General features: G+C 33.5%; 1 pseudogene. It reads right to left on the bottom strand.

The annotated features are described in order from the left end of the window. A pseudogene (locus tag LIZ98_RS17675) lies at positions 1-498 on the bottom strand (hypothetical protein); the annotation flags it as partial.

Raw genomic sequence — 498 nt, 5'->3', positions numbered from 1 at the left:
TACCTTCCTTTTTCCATCTCTCAAGTAACTCACCAAAGGTAATAATTTCTTTTGTCTTTTCCGCTTGAGCCATGTCCATACCCTCCTTATTAAAAATTTGGTAAACCTCTTGGATATACTGCTCATTTAATTCATGAGGTAAGTATAGAATATTGTCAACAAACTTCAATAACTTAATCCCAATAACTGATTCGTCAAATGGATATCTTTCCTTTATTATTTCTGTGAGTTTTAATTTGTATGTGTACCGTTCTTCGGGGTTTGTTCTTGTTTTTGCTTGGTACTGGCCGGCTAAGAGAGCAAGAGCAAATGGATTATTCGACTTTAATAGTTGAATTTCCGAGAAGTCGAATAAATGGTGAACCTGAAATCGAAATAGAATGCTTGTCCCGTAAAACTGATGATGAAATTTAGAAAGTTGTCTGTATAAAGGATGTGTGACAAGGACAATTGAAAAAATATTTTTCCTATCTTTATCGAAAATCTTGTAGTATGTTT

Source organism: Caldibacillus sp. 210928-DFI.2.18, from assembly GCF_020554505.1.
Taxonomy (GTDB): domain Bacteria; phylum Bacillota; class Bacilli; order Bacillales; family Caldibacillaceae; genus Caldifermentibacillus; species Caldifermentibacillus hisashii.
This window is presented reverse-complemented; position numbering and strand designations above follow the sequence as displayed.